12 protein-coding genes are annotated in these 12,619 nt (G+C 72.6%); 3 read left to right on the top strand and 9 right to left on the bottom strand.

The window, feature by feature from the left end:
• Window positions 1-17: 17 nt before the first annotated feature.
• From ACFV9O_RS13260 to ACFV9O_RS13245, 4 genes are all read right to left on the bottom strand, one after another.
• A complete protein-coding gene (locus tag ACFV9O_RS13260; RefSeq protein WP_385416396.1) occupies window positions 18-1,214 on the bottom strand; it encodes a hypothetical protein in 1,197 nt (398 codons plus the stop codon).
• Window positions 1,215-1,356: 142 nt separating this feature from the next.
• Entirely contained in the window at window positions 1,357-3,006 is a 1,650-nt protein-coding gene (locus ACFV9O_RS13255; protein WP_385416393.1) for a phospho-sugar mutase, read from the bottom strand.
• Between the two features lie 521 nt (window positions 3,007-3,527).
• Window positions 3,528-4,340 carry a purine-nucleoside phosphorylase gene (locus ACFV9O_RS13250; protein WP_385416391.1) on the bottom strand — a complete coding sequence of 271 codons (813 nt, stop codon included), beginning with the start codon at window positions 4,338-4,340 and terminating at the stop codon, window positions 3,528-3,530.
• Window positions 4,341-4,581: 241 nt separating this feature from the next.
• Entirely contained in the window at window positions 4,582-5,019 is a 438-nt protein-coding gene (locus tag ACFV9O_RS13245) for a gamma-glutamylcyclotransferase (protein WP_385416388.1), read from the bottom strand.
• A 158-nt stretch (window positions 5,020-5,177) separates the two neighbouring features.
• On the opposite strand from ACFV9O_RS13245, the gene ACFV9O_RS13240 reads away from it, so the two are divergent.
• Window positions 5,178-6,617 (top strand): NAD(P)H-quinone dehydrogenase, encoded by a 1,440-nt coding sequence (locus tag ACFV9O_RS13240; protein WP_385416385.1) that lies wholly within the window; start codon window positions 5,178-5,180, stop codon window positions 6,615-6,617.
• Window positions 6,618-6,797: 180 nt separating this feature from the next.
• Complete coding sequence (locus ACFV9O_RS13235; RefSeq protein WP_385416587.1) at window positions 6,798-7,685, top strand: DeoR/GlpR family DNA-binding transcription regulator; 888 nt, start codon at window positions 6,798-6,800, stop codon at window positions 7,683-7,685.
• 267 nt (window positions 7,686-7,952) lie between these two features.
• On the opposite strand, the gene ACFV9O_RS13230 is transcribed toward ACFV9O_RS13235, so the two are convergent.
• Together ACFV9O_RS13230 and ACFV9O_RS13225 are read right to left on the bottom strand one after the other, a co-directional pair.
• The gene (locus ACFV9O_RS13230) at window positions 7,953-8,534 is read right to left on the bottom strand and encodes a TetR/AcrR family transcriptional regulator (protein WP_385416383.1); all 582 of its coding nucleotides are present in this window, start codon (window positions 8,532-8,534) and stop codon (window positions 7,953-7,955) included.
• Window positions 8,535-8,607: 73 nt separating this feature from the next.
• Window positions 8,608-10,371 (bottom strand): acetyl/propionyl/methylcrotonyl-CoA carboxylase subunit alpha, encoded by a 1,764-nt coding sequence (locus ACFV9O_RS13225; protein WP_385416380.1) that lies wholly within the window; start codon window positions 10,369-10,371, stop codon window positions 8,608-8,610.
• Between the two features lie 472 nt (window positions 10,372-10,843).
• Here ACFV9O_RS13225 and ACFV9O_RS13220 point away from each other — a divergent pair, with 472 nt between their 5' ends.
• On the top strand, window positions 10,844-11,323 hold the full coding sequence (locus ACFV9O_RS13220) for a hypothetical protein (RefSeq protein WP_385416377.1): 480 nt from the start codon (window positions 10,844-10,846) through the stop codon (window positions 11,321-11,323).
• A 56-nt stretch (window positions 11,324-11,379) separates the two neighbouring features.
• Here ACFV9O_RS13220 and ACFV9O_RS13215 read toward each other — a convergent pair whose 3' ends face one another.
• The 3 genes from ACFV9O_RS13215 to ACFV9O_RS13205 form a co-directional block, all read right to left on the bottom strand.
• Window positions 11,380-12,003, bottom strand: coding sequence for a Maf family protein (locus ACFV9O_RS13215; protein ID WP_385416375.1), 624 nt, complete (start codon window positions 12,001-12,003; stop codon window positions 11,380-11,382).
• A 135-nt stretch (window positions 12,004-12,138) separates the two neighbouring features.
• Window positions 12,139-12,267: a morphogenic membrane protein MmpB gene (gene mmpB, locus ACFV9O_RS13210; RefSeq protein ID WP_385416373.1), complete on the bottom strand. Its 129-nt coding sequence runs from the start codon at window positions 12,265-12,267 to the stop codon at window positions 12,139-12,141.
• Between the two features lie 143 nt (window positions 12,268-12,410).
• Window positions 12,411-12,617 (bottom strand): acyl-CoA carboxylase epsilon subunit, encoded by a 207-nt coding sequence (locus tag ACFV9O_RS13205; RefSeq protein WP_385416370.1) that lies wholly within the window; start codon window positions 12,615-12,617, stop codon window positions 12,411-12,413.
• Window positions 12,618-12,619: the final 2 nt, after the last annotated feature.

Below are 12,619 nucleotides of genomic sequence, written 5' to 3'. Positions count from 1 at the left end.
GGCCCGACGGACGGCCCTCACGGCGGCCCCGGCCACACCAGCAGCGCATTCGCACCGAGCCACGCCGACGACAGCGCCGCCCCGCCCAGCACCACCAGCGCGACCGGGCGCCGGGCCCGGGCCACGGCCACCGCGATCGGCAGGAGCAGCGGGAAGGCGGGCAGGAGGAAGCGGGCGCGCGGGAAGTAGACACCGCCGCTGCCCAGGACGATCACCATCAGCACACCCGTGAAGACGAGCAGCGCCAGTGGCTGGCGGTCCGTCAGACAGAGCAGGTACAGCCCCGCCGACACCACCAGGACGACCGACACCAGCACCAGGAAGAACATCGGGCTCGCGTCGTAGGCGAGGTGCTCTCGCATTTCGACCAGCGTCGACCGCCCGCCGTCCCACTGGTTGCGCCACAGCTTCTGTACGGCGAAGTACCCGTCCCAGCGCCCGACGCGGTGCCCGACCCAGGCGACGTATCCGCACCACCCCAGCGGTGCGAGCAGCGCCCCCGCGAGCGCCCGTCGCTCGCGCGTGCGTACGTACGCCACGAGCCCTGCGACGGCGACGGCCGCGGCGACGGCGATGCCCGTCGGACGGGTCAGCCCCGCCAGCGTCGCGAGCGAACCGGCCCACAGCCAGCGGCCCTTGAGTGCCGCGTACAGGCACCACGCCGTGAACGCCGTGAAGAGCGACTCGGTGTAGCCCATCCACTGGACGACCGCGACCGGGTACGCGCCCCACAGCACCGCGAGCACGGTCCCGACCCGCTGCCCGTGCAGCCGGTCGCCCACCGAGAAGATCCCCCACGCCGCGACCAGCGACGCCACGACCGCGATCACGAGCGCGACGGACGCCCGCGTGCCGGGTGTGACCGCCGCGGCGGCCTTCACCAGGGCCGGGTAGAGCGGGAAGAACGCCAGGTTGTTCGAGTCCAGGGCCGTCCCGAGCTCCCGCTGGTACCCGTGGTCGGCGATCCCGAGGTACCAGTCGGAGTCCCACGTCGTGGCGAGCGTCGGCCAGACACCGCGCCCCTGGACATGCGCCCAGCGCGCGAGCACCAGCAGCCCGAACAGCCGCACCATGAGGTAGCCGACCAGCGCGGGCGCGGCCCGTCCCAGCGCCCGGACCAACCGGCTCTCCGCACCCGGTACGCCACCGCCCCCCGGGGCCGGTGGCCGACGGGAGGCGGGGACGGTGGGGTGATGTGTCGCGATCGGGGGCACTGCGGCTGCTCCGGTGACTCGGCGGGCGGTACCCGGGTCACCTTCACCCGTGGGCCCCGCGAGGGCACAGGTGGCTGCGTCAACTGCCGTACGGGATTCACCCGTACGAAGGTGGACGCCACCGCGGTCGGATGCCCCGCGGTCAGATGCCGGCCGCGGCCGCCAGGTCGCGCTTGATCGCCCCGAGCACCTCCGTGGCACGCGCCCGCGCGGCCGCCAGCCCGCTCGCGTCGGCGACCGGGACCACGACCTCCAGGTAGCACTTCAGCTTCGGCTCGGTGCCGCTCGGGCGGACGACGACGCGCGCCGTGAACTCGCCCTCCAGGTAGTACCGCAGGCCGTCCGTCGGCGGCAGCTTCTCGCTGCCCTTCGTCAGGTCCTCCGCCTCGACGACCTGCAGCCCGGCCAGCAGCACGGGCGGCCGCTCGCGCAGCGCCCGCATCGCGTCCGCGATGACGCCGAGGTCCTCCACGCGCACCGACAGCTGGTCGGTGGCGTGCAGCCCGTGCTCGACGGCGAGGTCGTCGAGCAGGTCCGAGAGCGTACGGTCCTGCCCCTTCAGCTCCGACACCAGCTCGGCGACGAGCAGCGCGGCGGTGATGCCGTCCTTGTCGCGTACTCCGTCGGGGTCGACGCAGTAGCCGAGCGCCTCCTCGTACCCGTACCGCAGGCCCTCGACGCGCGCGATCCACTTGAAGCCCGTCAGGGTCTCCTCGTACCCGAGACCTGCCGCCGCCGCGATCCGGCCGAGCAGCGAGGACGAGACGATCGACTCGGCGAAGGTGCCGCGGGCACCCTTGTGGACGAGGTGGGCGCCGAGCAGCGCTCCGACCTCGTCGCCGCGGAGCATGCGCCAGCCGCCGTCCACGCCGTCGTCGGGAACGGCAACCGCGCAGCGGTCGGCGTCCGGGTCGTTGGCGATGACGATGTCCGGCTGGGCCTCGCGCGCCTTCGCGAAGGCGAGGTCCATCGCGCCCGGCTCCTCCGGGTTGGGGAAGGCGACGGTCGGGAACGCGGGATCCGGCTCGGCCTGCTCCTCGATGAGCACGGGCGCCGGGAACCCGGCCCGCTCCCAGGCCGCCAGGACCACGTCCTTGCCGACGCCGTGCATGGCCGTGTAGACGACGCGGGCAGTACGGGGGGAGTGGGGGCTCAGTACGGCGTCCGTACGCGCCAGATACGCGTCCAGGATCTCGTCCCCGAGGGTCTCCCAGCCGGCCTCCGGGCGCGGTACGTCGTGCAGGCTGCCCACCGCGTCGATCTCGGCCGCGATCTCGCCGTCGGCCGGGGGCACGATCTGGGAGCCGTCGCCGAGGTAGACCTTGTAGCCGTTGTCCCGGGGCGGGTTGTGGCTGGCGGTCACCTCGACGCCGGCGACGGCGCCGAGGTGCCTTATGGCGTACGCCAGCACGGGCGTCGGCAGCGGGCGCGGCAGCACGGCGGCGCGCAGGCCGGCGCCGACCATGACGGCGGCGGTGTCCCGGGCGAAGTCGGCGGACTTGTGGCGGGCGTCGTAGCCGATGACGACGAGCCCGCCGGTGTGGCCCTGGGCCTTGAGGTAGGCGGCGAGCCCGGCGGCGGCCCGGATGACCACGACGCGGTTCATCCGCATCGGCCCGGCGCCCAGTTCCCCGCGCAGCCCGGCGGTCCCGAACTGCAGCGTCCCCGCGAACCGGGCGGCGAGCTCCTCCGTGTCCTGGGCCTCGATGAGCTTGCCCAGCTCGTCCCGGGTCTCCGCATCGGGGTCCTCGGCCAGCCAAGCCTGGGCCCGCGCGATCAGGTCCTGCGCCACGGTGTGCCTCTCTGGTGTGGTTGTCGGTGCCCCGTGCCGGGGTTGCCGTCTGTGCGTCTGCGGTTACGCCTACCCGCTCCGGGGTGCGGTTCTCGGGTTGCGCGGTGCGGTGGGCCTCCGGCGGGTGCGGGGTGCGGTGTGCCCGGCACCGCGCGGGCGGCCGGTGTGTCCGTCCCTTGGGGCGGCTGCTGTCGGTGGGGGTGGGGCACGCTGCCGACTGCGGCCCGGTGGGTGGTTGTGCCCACCCGTCCCTCCCTCTAGGCGTTCGTCCTGGGGGGACCCCCAGGACGAACGCCTGTCCACAAACCACCGGCGATCAGCGACCCACCGGGGCGAGCCCAGAGCCGGTGACCCCGGAGCGCCCCCAACGGCACCAACCCGGTGCCGGGCCCCCGACCACCCAGCCCGTCCGGTGTTCGAGGACGGACATGCCGGCCCACCGTCGCGGCACCGGGCGCACCACGGCCCCGCACCCCCCGGGGGCGCACGCGGGGGTCCGGGGGCGCCGGCCCCCGGTACTTCTAGATGCGGTCCAGCACCTGGGTCAGCAGGTCACCCATCCGCGCAGCCGAGTCGCGCCCCGCCTGCAGGACCTCCTCGTGGTTGAGGGGCTCGCCCGACAGGCCCGCCGCGAGGTTGGTGACCAGGGAGATGCCCAGCACCTCCGCGCCCGCCTCGCGCGCCGCGATGGCCTCCAGGACCGTGGACATGCCGACGAGGTCGCCGCCCATCACACGGACCATGTTGATCTCGGCCGGGGTCTCGTAGTGCGGGCCGGGGAACTGGACGTACACGCCCTCCTCCAGCGACGCGTCGATCTCCTTGCACAGCGCGCGCAGCCGCGGCGAGTACAGGTCGGTCAGGTCCACGAAGTTCGCGCCGACGATCGGGGACGCGGCCGTCAGGTTGATGTGGTCGCTGATCAGGACGGGCTGACCGGGGCGCATGCCCTCACGCAGACCACCGCAGCCGTTCGTCAGGACGACGGTCTTGCAGCCGGCGGCGACGGCGGTGCGCACACCGTGGGCGACGGCGGCGACGCCACGGCCCTCGTAGTAGTGCGTACGGCCGAGGAAGACCAGCGCGCGCTTCTCGCCGATCTTGTACGAGCGGATCTTGCCGCCGTGGCCCTCGACGGCGGGCGGCGGGAAGCCGGGCAGCTCGGTGACCGGGAACTCGGCCTCGGGCGCGCCGAGGGCGTCGACGGCCGGCGCCCAGCCGGAGCCCATCACCAGGGCGACGTCGTGGGTCTCGGCGCCCGTGAGCTCGCGCAGGCGTGCGGCGGCGTCGGTGGCCGCGGCGTGGGGGTCCGGGTGGGTAACAGAAACGTTCACGGGAAAAGGGTATCCCGTGAACCCCTACGCGCGTAGATGACGATGCTTACGAGTCGGTAGCGCTTTCCTCGTCGTAACGCACAAGAGGGCCGCGCGCCGCACAAGGGGACGACGCGCAGGAGGGCGTGCGACGCACAAGGGGGCGACGCGCAGGAGGCCGCGCCGCACAAGGGGCAGACGCCACAGGGGCCGCACAAGCCGCACAGGGATCCACGCGCACCTCACCGCGGCCGCGCGGGCATCAGCACGGACGCTTGCGCATCTCCATCACATAGTCGTGCGGCGCACCCGCCGATTCCGCCGCGTCGGCGATCTCCCCCAGATAGCGCGCCGAGGGCAGGCCGCCCTCATAGCCGTTCAGGACGTACACCCATGCGGGCTCCTCGCCGTCCAGCGTGTGCACCCGTACCCGCATCCGCCGGTAGATGTCGAGGCCGACACCCTCCCAGCGGTCCATGGAGTCCTCGTCCAGCGGCGCGATGTCGTACAGCGCGACGAAGACCTGGGAACGCGGCGCTTCCACGATGGTGGCCAGCGCTCCTTCCCAGCCCATCTGCTCGCCGCCGAACGTCAGCCGCCAGCCGTTGAGCCAGCCCGTGCCGCGCAGCGGGGAGTGCGGTGCGCGGCGGGTCATCAGCCGCGCGTCGAGGTTGCCGGCGTACGCGGCGTAGAGCGACATGGGATCGAGGGTACGGGAGGGGGAGCGGTGGCCGCCCGTCACGATCCCCGGCCCGGCACCGGCGGGTGCGAAGGCCCCGGCGCGAAGCACCTTGAAGCGTGCGGGACAATGGGTTCGACGAACCACCCGGCAGAGCGAGAGCGCGAGGCGTAACCCCAGTGACCCGGATCGTGATCATCGGTGGCGGACCCGGCGGATACGAGGCGGCCCTGGTGGGCGCCCAGCTCGGCGCGGAGGTGACCGTCGTCGACTGCGACGGCCTCGGCGGAGCCTCCGTCCTCACCGACTGCGTACCCTCGAAGACCCTGATCGCCACCGCCGAGGTGATGACCAACTTCGACTCCTCGCACGAGGAGCTCGGCATCATCGTCGCGGACGACACCCCGCACATCGAGCAGGCCGCCCGGATCGTCGGTGTGGACCTCGGCAAGGTCAACCGGCGTGTGAAGCGGCTCGCGCTCGCCCAGTCCCACGACATCACCGCATCCGTCACGCGTGCGGGCGCCCGCGTCATGCGCGGCCGCGGCCGGCTCGAGGGCCAGCAGGCCATGGACGGGTCCCGGCAGGTGGTCGTCACCGCGGCGGACGGCAGCGAGGAGCGGCTCACCGCCGACGCGGTCCTGATCGCGACCGGCGGCCACCCGCGCGAGATCCCGGACGCGCAGCCCGACGGGGAGCGCATCCTCAACTGGACCCAGGTGTACGACCTGACCGAGCTCCCCGAGGAGCTCATCGTGGTCGGGTCGGGTGTCACGGGCGCCGAGTTCGCCGGTGCGTACCAGGCACTGGGCTCCCGCGTCACCCTCGTCTCATCGCGCGACCGCGTGCTCCCGGGCGAGGACCCGGACGCCGCGGCCGTCCTGGAGGACGTGTTCCGGCGCCGTGGCATGAACGTCATGGCCCGCTCGCGAGCCCAGTCCGCCAAGCGTGTCGGCGACCGCGTCGAGGTGACCCTGGCCGACGGCCGTGTCATCTCCGGCACGCACTGCCTCATGGCCGTCGGCGCGATCCCCAACTCCGCGGGCATGGGCCTGGAGGAGGCCGGGGTCCGCCTCACCGAGTCCGGCCACATCTGGACCGACAAGGTCTCCCGCACCTCCGCGCCGGGCGTGTACGCCGCCGGTGACGTCACCGGCGTCTTCGCCCTCGCCTCGGTCGCCGCCATGCAGGGCCGGATCGCGATGTACCACTTCCTGGGCGACGCGGTGACCCCGCTGAACCTCAAGACGGTCTCGTCGAACGTCTTCACGGACCCCGAGATCGCGACCGTCGGCTACACCCAGGCGGACGTCGACGGCGGTGTCATCGACGCCCGTGTCGTCAAGCTGCCGCTGCTGCGCAACCCGCGCGCGAAGATGCAGGGCATCCGGGACGGTTTCGTCAAGATCTTCTGCCGCCCCGGCACCGGGATCGTCGTCGGCGGTGTGGTCGTGTCGCCCCGCGCATCGGAACTGATCCACCCCATCTCGATCGCGGTCGACAACAATCTGACGGTCGAACAGATCGCAAACGCTTTCACCGTGTACCCCTCGCTGTCGGGCTCGATCGCGGAGGTCGCGCGCCAGCTGCACACGCGGAAGACGACGTCCGTGGTGTAAGGCCGGGTCAGCCGCCGTCGAGCGGGACGCCCCCCGAGGCCGTCCCGCGGCGCCGTACCACATGTCGATCCGCTGTGTGCGCAACTTCGCTAATTCGGCGCATAGTGCTGAAAACTATCGGCCGCTGGGGTTACTGTCAGTTTCGTGTTCGCTGCAGAACGTCGTCAACTGATCCTCGAAATGGTGCGCGCCAACGGGGCGGTTTCGCTCCGTGAGCTCGCCCGTGTCGTCCAGACCTCCGAAGTGACCGTACGGCGCGACGTGCGGGCACTGGAGGCAGAAGGACTCCTCGACCGCCGGCATGGCGGTGCGGTACTGCCGGGCGGATTCACGCGAGAGTCCGGCTTCCCGCAGAAATCCCATCTCGCGACCGCGGAGAAGACGGCCATCGCCGACGCAGCCGCGGCCCTGGTCGAAGAAGGCGAGGCCATCGTGGTCGGCGCGGGGACGACCACGCAGGAGCTGGCGCGCCGGCTCGCGCGGGTCCCGGGGCTGACCGTGGTCACCAACTCGCTGCTGGTGGCGCAGGCGCTGGCGCATGCGAACCGTGTCGAGGTCGTCATGACCGGGGGCACGTTGCGTGGCTCGAACTATGCGCTCGTCGGCAGCGGGGCGGAGCAGTCGCTGCAGGGGCTGCGGGTGTCCCGTGCGTTCCTCTCCGGCAGTGGTCTGACCGCCGAGCGCGGGCTGTCCACGTCCAACATGCTGTCGGCGAGTGTGGACCGGGCGCTGGTCCAGGCCGCGGCGGAGGTGGTGGTCCTCGCGGACCACACCAAGCTGGGCACGGACACGATGTTCCAGACGGTGCCGACGGACGTGATCACGCGACTGGTGACGGACGAGCCGCCGCCGCACGACGACCGGGCGGCGACGGAGCTCCAGGCGCTGGCTGACCAAGGGGTGCAGGTGGCGGTGGCGGGCGGTGGTGAGAGCGCGCGCCCTCGCCGTGAGGTCCCCCTCCCGGGACAGCGCCGCACCCACCCGGGCCTGCGCCCGGCCCCCGCGGCGGCGTCCCTCACGGCGGACCAGCCGGACCGCCCGCGCGTGGCGGACCTCCGGCGCCGCTGAGGCTCTCGGGGGCGGGTGCGTCTCTCCCCCACCCCGCCCCTTCCCGAACGAGGGGCTCCGCCCCCCTCCGGGGGAAGCCCGCCGGGGGCTGACGCCCCCGACCCCTCCCGCGGCAGCTTCGCGCCGTGAGACGCGGGCCCGACCCCGCCGCCGTTGCGGCGGCTTCGCGCCGCGGGCATGAGGTGCACCGGCGCCCGGAGCCGCACTGCCATTGGCTTGTGCGCACCCACCGGCCGCTGACGGGCAACGACCCTGCCGCCCACCAGGTCAGGGGCGCAGGCCGCGGAGGGTGAGGGTGAGGAGGCGGTCAGGGAGGCCGGGGTCCGTGGGGGCCTGCTCCGCGGCCAGGGCGATCGCGTTGGTGAGCTGCATGAGGTCGCCGATCGACACATCGGCACGGACCGTGCCCGCCTCCTGCGCCCGCGCCAGCAGTTGGGCGCCGGCTTCGCGCAGGGGGACGCTGCACTGGGACAGGGACGCGGACATGAGGGCCCGCGCTACGCCCCGGTACTCACCCGCATGGGTGATGATGGCGCGCAGCCACTCCACGAGCGCCGCGCAGGGCTGTTCCGCCGATGCCAGGTCCCTCGACCGCTGGAGCAGCGACGCCAGCGCGTCCTGGAAGACCGCGTTCATGAGCGCGTGCCGGTTCGGGAAGTGCCGGTACAGCGTCCCGATCCCGACCCCCGCCCGTCGCGCGATGTCCTCGAGCGACGCGTCCGTACCGTGCTCCGCGAACGCGGCACGCGCCTCGACGAGCAGCCGCTCGTAGTTGCGCCGGGCGTCGGCCCGCATCGGCCGTGCCGTACCCGCCTCCGTGCTCGTGCTCGTGGTCATGGCATCCAGCATGCCGCACGCCCCAGCGCCCGTTGCGCGTGTGGGCCCGCCGGGTTACCCGGCGGGCCCACACGGAGACGAAACGTCAGTCCTTGATCTCGCAGATCACCGCACCGGACGTGAGCGACGCGCCCACCTCCGCCGCCAGGCCCTTGATCGTCCCGGAACGGTGCGCGTTCAGCGGCTGTTCCATCTTCATCGCCTCGAGGACGACGACGAGGTCGCCCTCGTTGACCGCCTGGCCCTCCTCGACCGCGACCTTGACGATCGTGCCCTGCATCGGGGACGCGAGGGTGTCGCCGGAGGCGGCCGGGCCGGACTTCTTCGCCACGCGGCGCTTGGGCTTCGCGCCCGCCGCGAGACCGGTGCGCGCGAGCGTCATGCCCAGCGACGACGGCAGCGAGACCTCGAGCCGCTTGCCGCCGACCTCGACCACGACGGTCTCGCGGCCCGACTCCTCCTCCGTCTCCTCGCCGACGGGCGCGGAGAAGGCCGGGATCTCGTTGACGAACTCGGTCTCGATCCAGCGGGTGTGGACCTTGAACGGGGTGCCGTCGGTGGGACCGAACGCCGGGTCGGCGACGACCGCGCGGTGGAACGGGATGGCGGTGGCCATGCCCTCCACGGTGAACTCGGCCAGGGCGCGGGCGGCGCGCTGGAGCGCCTGCTCACGGGTGGCGCCCGTGATGATCAGCTTGGCCAGCAGGGAGTCCCAGGCCGGGCCGATGACGCTGCCGGATTCGACACCGGCGTCCAGGCGGACACCCGGGCCGGACGGCGGCGCGAAGACGGTGACGGTGCCGGGCGCCGGAAGGAAGTTGCGGCCCGGGTCCTCGCCGTTGATGCGGAACTCGAACGAGTGCCCGCGCACGGCCGGGTCGTCGTAGCCCAGCTCCTCGCCGTCGGCGATCCGGAACATCTCGCGGACCAGGTCGATGCCGGTGACCTCTTCGGTGACCGGGTGCTCGACCTGTAGCCGGGTGTTGACCTCCAGGAAGGAGATCGTGCCGTCCGTGCCGACGAGGAACTCGACGGTGCCGGCGCCGACGTAACCGGCCTCCTTGAGGATGGCCTTGGAAGCGCGGTACAGCTCCGCGTTCTGCTCGTCGGTCAGGAACGGCGCGGGCGCCTCCTCGACCAGCTTCTGGTGGCGGCGCTGGAGCGAGCAGTCACGCGTCGACACGACGACGACGTTGCCGTGCCGGTCGGCGAGGCACTGGGTCTCCACGTGGCGCGGCTTGTCCAGGTAGCGCTCGACGAAGCACTCGCCGCGCCCGAAGGCGGCGACCGCCTCGCGCACCGCGGAGTCGTACAGCTCGGGCACTTCCTCCAGCGTGCGGGCGACCTTCAGGCCGCGTCCGCCGCCGCCGAAGGCGGCCTTGATGGCGATCGGGAGCCCGTGCTCCTTGGCGAACGCGACGACCTCGTCGGCCCCCGAGACCGGGTCGGGCGTTCCTGCGACGAGCGGGGCCCCGGCGCGCTGGGCGATATGACGGGCCGCCACCTTGTCGCCCAGGTCGCGGATCGCGGACGGCGGCGGGCCGATCCAGGTCAGGCCCGCGTCGATGACGGCCTGCGCGAAATCGGCGTTCTCGGAGAGGAAGCCGTAACCGGGGTGGATCGCGTCCGCACCCGAATCGGCCGCGGCCTGCAGGACCTTGCCCATGTCCAGATAGCTGGCCGCCGGGGTGTCACCGCCCAGGGCGAACGCCTCGTCGGCCGCGCGGACGTGCAGTGCGTCACGGTCCGGATCGGCGTAGACGGCTACGCTCGCGATCCCGGCGTCCCGGCATGCACGGGCAACGCGGACAGCGATCTCGCCTCGGTTGGCGATGAGCACCTTGCGCACGATGGCTCCCTCCTTGCTGTGTTAATCCCGGGGGATACCACCCCCGGTGTGCGGCTACGCCGCGGGCCGGCCTCCGGCCGGGCTCGTTCACCCTGCCGAAGCACTCGGCGGGTCACCGCGCCGAAGACTTCGCTGAAACACGCTGAGTTTAGGGACTACCGACACGACGTTTCGACCCGTTCCCAGTCGTGAGCTTGCCCACACGGAGGGTGATTCGGGACGCACCCGTGCCGCGAAACCCCTTGTCGCACCACGGTACGCCGGGTTCCTGCTGTGCAGCGTAGCCCTCGGATGTGGTCAAGGTCTCTGCGCAGGCGGTCAGCGGCGCGACACGTTTCTTTGTGGAGTCCCTACGAATAGCCGAATGATTCTTTGCCTGTGTCCGGGCCCTTGTCCGGAGGTTTACCCGTTAGTAGCGTTCGCGGTGTCGTTCGTACTGCAGGTAACACTCGCTGGGAACCGGAACTGAGGGGTGGGCGCCGTGGCGCGCAGACCGGTGGCCGTGGTGGCCGCGCTCGTGCTCTTCCTGGAAGCCGTGGGGATCGTCGTGATCAACGGGATCCTCGCCACCGTCGTGGACAACCAGAGCATGTCCCTGGACGGCCTGGACCCCGACGTCATGTCGGCCGGCACCTGGGTGATGGGCGGCGTCTTCGGCGCCTACCTCGCCGCCTGCGGACTGGTCCTGCTGCTCGCCGGTCTGCGCGACCGCGCGCCGGGCCGGTTCGCGCGCGTCCTGCTGATCGTCTGCGCGGTCGTGCACGGCGTACTGGGCGCGCTCTGCGTCGGCCTGGTCGGCTGGTCCGCCTTCGGGTTCATGATGGTCGTGCTCGGGCTGATCGTGCTGACCCTGCTGGCGTACGGCAAGCGCGAGAAGGCCGAGCCGAAGGGCCAGGCCCCGGCGGACGGGGCGGCCCCGGCGGCGACGAACGGGACGGCGCCCGCCCAGTAGGCCCGTACCAGGTGCCGAGGCGCATACCGCGTGCCCTGGTCCGTACGACGTACGTGCTACGCCTCGTCGCGCTCGGCCCAGAGGTCCGTGATCCGGATCCCCAGCTCGCCGAGCAGCTGCCGCAGCAGCGGCAGCGACAGGCCGATGACATTGCCGTAGTCGCCCTCGATCGAGTCGACGAACGGCGCCGAGCGACCGTCCAGCGTGAACGCGCCCGCCACGTGCAGCGGCTCGCCGCTTCCGACGTACGCGGCGATCTCGTCGTCCGTCGGGTCGCCGAAGTTCACCGTGGTGGAGGCGATCGCGGAGGTGCGGCGGCCGGTGGCGGTGTCGATGACGCAGTGGCCGGTGCGCAGGACGCCCGCACGGCCGCGCATGGACTTCCAGCGGGCCGTGGCCTCCTCCGCGTCGGCCGGCTTGCCCAGGGCCTCGCCGTCGAGCTCCAGCACGGAGTCGCAGCCGATGACCAGCGCCCCGGCGGCCTCGTCGCGGCCTGCGATCGTGGCGGCCTTCGCCTCGGCGAGCACCAGGGCCAGCTCGCCCGGGCTCAGGGCGGTCAGGGCGTCCTCGTCGACACCGCTGACGATCACCTCGGGGGCCAGCCCGGCGTGCCGGAGCAGGGTGAGGCGGGCGGGGGAGGCGGAGGCGAGGACGACACGGCGGCGCGACTGATCGGTCATGCGGGCAATCGTAGGGGGCGGCGCGGGCGGCCGTCCGGGAGATCCTGCCGACCGGGCCGGCCCCGGGCAGGCCGACCCGGCGCACGCGGACCAGGCGCACGCGGACCAGGCGGAGGCCGACCCCGGGCAGCCGGCTCAGCGCAGCCCGGCGGCGAACATCGCGACGATCATCGCGAGCGCCAGCAGAATGCCCGCGCGGCGCAGCATCGCCTGCATGTCGCGCATTTCCTTGGGAGGTTCGTTCTCCGGGTCGGACCACAGCATGCTTCCGATCGTGCTGCGGTGACGCCCGGGGCGCCTGAGTATCCGTACTCAGGCGCCCCGGTGACAACGGACTCATCACGGGCCGGTGAAGCCGCTGAAGCCGTGGCGAAGGTTCCCGCGTGGGTGACCACCGCCGTTCCGCGCTATCCCGGCCAGAACGTGCGCGTCCACGCCCGCGGGCCGGGACGCAGGGCCCGTGCCCGCGCGATGCGCGCCGGATCCGACCACTCCTCCGGCACCCGGGGCGCGCCGGACGCGGCGGAAGCCGTCGCCGCGGCGCGCGCCTGGACCACCGCCAGTGCGGCGGCCAGCTCCTCCGGGGTCGGGTTGCCCCGTACGACCTTGATCACAG

The sequence above is a fragment of the Streptomyces sp. NPDC059909 genome (assembly GCF_042730885.1).
GTDB lineage: Bacteria > Actinomycetota > Actinomycetes > Streptomycetales > Streptomycetaceae > Streptomyces.
The sequence above is the reverse complement of the archived record's forward strand: the minus strand, read 5'-3'. Positions and strand labels throughout refer to the sequence as shown.

What these genes read in the sequence shown, in the direction of transcription:
- ACFV9O_RS13245 (WP_385416388.1), bottom strand. Translation starts at nt 5,019, where the DNA reads ATGTCGCTCTACGCCGCGTACGCCGGCAACCTCGACGCGCGGCTGATG.
- ACFV9O_RS13235 (WP_385416587.1), top strand. Translation starts at nt 6,798, where the DNA reads ATGGTGCGCGCCAACGGGGCGGTTTCGCTCCGTGAGCTCGCCCGTGTC.
- ACFV9O_RS13230 (WP_385416383.1), bottom strand. Translation starts at nt 8,534, where the DNA reads ATGCTGGATGCCATGACCACGAGCACGAGCACGGAGGCGGGTACGGCA.
- ACFV9O_RS13215 (WP_385416375.1), bottom strand. Translation starts at nt 12,003, where the DNA reads ATGACCGATCAGTCGCGCCGCCGTGTCGTCCTCGCCTCCGCCTCCCCC.
- mmpB (WP_385416373.1), bottom strand. Translation starts at nt 12,267, where the DNA reads ATGCTGTGGTCCGACCCGGAGAACGAACCTCCCAAGGAAATGCGCGAC.